The sequence below is a fragment of the Lactobacillus kefiranofaciens genome (assembly GCF_900103655.1).
In the GTDB taxonomy this organism is placed as follows: Bacteria; Bacillota; Bacilli; order Lactobacillales; family Lactobacillaceae; genus Lactobacillus; species Lactobacillus kefiranofaciens.
On sequence record NZ_FMXC01000068.1, the window covers coordinates 1 to 4,347 of the forward strand.

The 4,347-nt window shown below is 30.0% G+C and carries 5 protein-coding genes; all 5 read left to right on the plus strand.

Annotation, left to right across the window (positions count from 1 at the left end):
* The first annotated feature begins 74 nt into the window (after window positions 1-74).
* The 5 genes from BLP58_RS11530 (at window position 75) to BLP58_RS11550 (ending at window position 4,247) form a co-directional block, all read left to right on the plus strand.
* A complete protein-coding gene (locus BLP58_RS11530; protein WP_025084328.1) occupies window positions 75-665 on the plus strand; it encodes a hypothetical protein in 591 nt (196 codons plus the stop codon).
* 10 nt (window positions 666-675) lie between these two features.
* Window positions 676-1,329 carry a hypothetical protein gene (locus tag BLP58_RS11535; protein WP_025084329.1) on the plus strand — a complete coding sequence of 218 codons (654 nt, stop codon included), beginning with the start codon at window positions 676-678 and terminating at the stop codon, window positions 1,327-1,329.
* A 30-nt stretch (window positions 1,330-1,359) separates the two neighbouring features.
* Window positions 1,360-1,737 carry a hypothetical protein gene (locus BLP58_RS11540; protein WP_013851235.1) on the plus strand — a complete coding sequence of 126 codons (378 nt, stop codon included), beginning with the start codon at window positions 1,360-1,362 and terminating at the stop codon, window positions 1,735-1,737.
* A gap of 291 nt (window positions 1,738-2,028) precedes the next feature.
* Complete coding sequence (locus BLP58_RS11545) at window positions 2,029-2,541, plus strand: hypothetical protein (RefSeq protein WP_013851234.1); 513 nt, start codon at window positions 2,029-2,031, stop codon at window positions 2,539-2,541.
* A 158-nt stretch (window positions 2,542-2,699) separates the two neighbouring features.
* Window positions 2,700-4,247, plus strand: a complete 1,548-nt coding sequence (locus BLP58_RS11550; protein ID WP_013851233.1) for a homing endonuclease associated repeat-containing protein — start codon at window positions 2,700-2,702, stop codon at window positions 4,245-4,247.
* The last annotated feature ends 100 nt before the right edge of the window (window positions 4,248-4,347 follow it).

Below are 4,347 nucleotides of genomic sequence, written 5' to 3' on the forward strand. Positions count from 1 at the left end.
CATTGCAACTCTTTTTTTATGTTTTATGTGAAGATGAAACTATGAAGATCTTAATGAAAGAAAGGTATTAAAACATGATAGCACTAAAATCAGCAATGAAATTGATGAAAAAAGAAAGTGATGAAAATTCAAAGAAGTTTGAAGAAGAATTTAATCAAGTTGAAAATGAATGCTTGAAATTTCTTGATCCTAAATTAATTGATCAATACTTAGATAAACTTGTTAAAGATCATGCTACCAAGGGTATTGCAGATTACAAGTTCAATAATTTCTTTGAGCAGAATAACCTTAAAGATAGCTGGGATAAGAAGCGTGCTGAACTTATTAAGAAGTATCCAACGTTTACTAAATTAAATGACCCTACTAGTACATTATCACAACTGTTTTATTGGAATTGTGAAGAAATCTTAAGGCATTACGGCTATACAGATGAAAATATTGATGTTTATAATCATACCTTTAGTTGGACTGATTACTATGATTCTCGGTGGTCTGCAACACCACTCGGTAAATTTATTATACATAGACATAAGAATGAACAATTTAAATATCAAATGGCCACTCTTAGACAAAAATATGATGAGGAGGAAAAAGAAAGGGAAGAAACTAGAAAAATGAACAAGTTTGCTCAGATTCTAGCCGAAAAATTAAACACAAAGAAATAGAGGCTTCTCTATGGCAAAGAAAATGTACAACGTTAAGACGGTTTTTCCTGTAGATGAAACCGTTAAAGGAAATAAGCAAACGACAACTAAGCATACTGATATTTTAACTGAAGTTGGGTCTTCAGATGTGATTAAGTTGTTTAAATCTTATCGTGAGGGCGATTACAAAGTTAGCTGCTATTTTCAGGCACCGATTAAAAAAGAAAAAAAGAATGAGGAACTTAGCACTCCCTTTGATGTTGCAAAATCACTAGCTAAACAAGGTATTGATTATCGAGCTACCCTAAAAATAAAATCAAAGGGAAGTTATCAAGATATGCTTAAAGCTATGCATTTGGTTGAAAGTGAAGGCTTTGACATGACAGTCAATGTTAAACTAAAAATTAACGATCAAACTACTACTAATATTGATGATGAACATACTTGGGTAGATGAGGATCCTCAATTTAAAGTTACTCCTAAAACTGGCACTAACAATATTAATGAACTGAAATCTTTATATGCATCCCTTAATGAAAAAGGATATGAAACGATTATTGATATTAAGCCTAAAGCACCTAAAGCAGATGATATGGATTCGGAAGACGATGCGTTTGCTACACAATTATTGGCTTATCCTGATGGGACAATGGTTACCTTTAAATTGTCCCAAGACAATGATTAAGCATTTTAACTAAATAGGAGTAATATACATATGAATGTTAGATATACTCAAGACCAGCTTAAAGAGTTATTAGCAAATAGTCATAAACTTACAGAAAATACTTCATTGTTTGAAGGAATGCATATTTACACTATTCTGAAAGCAAAGGAACCAGGCTATATTACTAAAAAAGGATATAACTTGATAATTGATGAGGTGGTACTAACACCGAACAACAAGGATTGGGAAGAATGGGAGAAATATCCCGAAAATAGTAATAAAAATCGTTTTGATTTAGATCAAGATAACTATTGGGTACTTGCTGATGCTAACAATTTAGCTGAACGAACAGTAATGTCTACCCAAGAAATCTTGAATATGGAGTTAGCTCAAAAGAAGAATAATATTTTTGTTAGTTATTCTAATTAAGATAAGTAGACTTCAAATATTCAGAGTCATTGAAACTTTAAGTTAAGTTTTCAGTGACCTTTTTTATGAAAAAATCAAAGCAAGTTATACGAATAATCTTTGTTTGAAAGATTAATGCTATATTGATAATGTATCAAGATTATTGAAATATGATTTTGATTTTTATTCAGTATTAAGTAATTACTGAATTGGTTGTTTTTAGTTCTGCTGTTTTGAACTAATTTATTGTTTATTTTTGTTGAAGAGAAAGGACTAAGCTAGTGTTTAGCCCTTTTTCTGTGGAGGTATTTTATGTTTGATTCATTTACTCAAGTTTTTAATGCTAAGAAGCTAGTTAAGAAGATTAGCGTGTTTCTTACTTTACTTCTAACTGTTATTTTAGTAACGGTTACTACTACGCCAGTTGTTCATGCTTCAATGACTAGTTCGATTAGAGTAAACAAATTATTGCCAGAGGCAAGAAGAGTATATGAAAACTATGACGATAAAGCAGTTATAGTAAATGATCCTATTGGAAATTTTGATAGTGTTCTAAATGAAGGGAGAAAAATTAAAGCTCGTCATTTTACTATTAATATGAGACTAATTTCTGCAAATGGTACCGTTTGGGATAGAATTGCGAGTGGTAAATATGCTGGTAAGTGGACTTTAGAATGGCTTACTAACCAACGGATTTGCATTTCTAGAAGAGATGTTAATCGTCATATTGTAGGAACACTAAAAGTTAAGGACAATACTTTCTTCTTATCTAAGAACTATATTAGAGGAAGAATTTATTATTTTGTAGCAGCCATCGTTTGCTAAAAATAATAATTATGTGTTAATTAACCGCTGAAAAAGTTTTCAGCGGTTTTTTGTATGCAATAAAATTCTAAATACATTTTTTTTCACTTAAATTTAGCTATTTACATTTATAAGTTGATTTAAATTATACTTCCTTAAAATGGAAGGAGAAATAATCTATGAACTCAGTTTTAACTCAAAAAGAGCAAATACTTCAAAACATAAAGTCTCTTTATAATCAGTTAGGGTATCCACCTAAGGAAAAGGAATATGATACAACATATAAAATAAAATCTCATGCTCTAGTAAAAAAGTATTTTACTACATGGCCGGTAGCAATAAAAGAAGCCGGTATTCAAGCACACTTTACTGGTAAAATGCTAACCAGCAAGGAAGAGCTGGATTTTAGGTTGAACCGTTTTATAGACGAATATGGTTATTTGCCTGTTTTAAATGATTTTGGAAAAAATCATCTTCCAGAATATCCTTTCCTTGTCTTTTATCAGAGTACAAAAAATTATCAAAAAAATCATCCTAACGTTAAGTTTAAAACTAATGTTTCTAACGTGCTTGTTAATAATGATAAATACGAAGAAGCTGTATTAGAATATCAAGATTTAAAGCGTAAATTAAGAAGAGTACCATTTAGATATGAACTTAGTAAACGAGCATTAAAAGCTATTTCGAAAGAATATTATTCATATATTGATTTTGTAAAAGCACAAGGGGATAAACCTCTTGCAGAATCTAAAGAAAATAACAGAATATCTGACAAACAATTAGTAAAGGATTTGCAGACGCTGTACCGTAAATTGGGATATCCACCTCATGCATCTGATTATAAGCATAGTGCTACAGTGAGAAATCATTTTGGCAGTTGGCAAAATGCATTAAAATCTGCTGGAATTAAAGCAACCTTTGATTCAAAGAATTCTAGAGTAACCAAAGAAGAAGTTATCTTTAAAATTAAAAGATATATTCAAGTACATGGACGTATTCCTATGTACAATGAATATAAGAATATAGGTATTTCTTATATGACAATACAGCATTATTTTGGTAGTAATGAAAATGCTGCTAATTACTTTAAGGTGTTAACTTTTAATCAAAAAATATCTTCTCAAAAAATTAAGATAATAAAAGCAGGTATTCAGACTTTAATAAATGCTAATAAGGAAATTAATATTGCTAATCTTTCGAAGGTTATTAATTTATCCTTAGATAAAATTAGAAATGATCTAGAAACATATTTCCGTCAAAATAACGTACGCTCAAAGTCTATTGATAAATTTTGTATTGCTATGGGTATAGATTTGGATAAATATAATTGGCATCTAGTTTTATTAGAATACGATAACTTTAAAAAGAAGCACCATCGAATCCCAAATGTAACTCAATTATCTTCTGTTAGTTATGCAAAAATTCTGCAGAAATACGATTCCTATAGAGATTTTTGTATTGCTATTGGAGATGGAGACGAATATCTATGTGAAAAATATGATTTACTTACTAATGAGCAACTATTATTTGATTTAAAGACTGTAGCTAACCGATTAGGTAGAACACCTACAATTAAAGATTATTGCAAATGTAAGAAAATAAACCGACAAGCCACTTATATTAGACGCTTTGGAAGTTGGACAAATGCTTTGTCTGAAGCAGGTCTTAAGTTGAAAGACAGCCAAAAAAATTTAATTAAACATCAGGAAAAGATGAGTAATGAATAGTAAATTTTTAATATGCTGAGAGAGTAATTCTAAGGCACGATTCATTTATAAAGGCTAATAACTAATCATTTAAAGCCATAGAATGCTAATTCTTGTTTTT

What these genes read in the sequence shown, in the direction of transcription:
- BLP58_RS11530 (WP_025084328.1), top strand. Translation starts at nt 75, where the DNA reads ATGATAGCACTAAAATCAGCAATGAAATTGATGAAAAAAGAAAGTGAT.
- BLP58_RS11535 (WP_025084329.1), top strand. Translation starts at nt 676, where the DNA reads ATGGCAAAGAAAATGTACAACGTTAAGACGGTTTTTCCTGTAGATGAA.
- BLP58_RS11540 (WP_013851235.1), top strand. Translation starts at nt 1,360, where the DNA reads ATGAATGTTAGATATACTCAAGACCAGCTTAAAGAGTTATTAGCAAAT.
- BLP58_RS11545 (WP_013851234.1), top strand. Translation starts at nt 2,029, where the DNA reads ATGTTTGATTCATTTACTCAAGTTTTTAATGCTAAGAAGCTAGTTAAG.
- BLP58_RS11550 (WP_013851233.1), top strand. Translation starts at nt 2,700, where the DNA reads ATGAACTCAGTTTTAACTCAAAAAGAGCAAATACTTCAAAACATAAAG.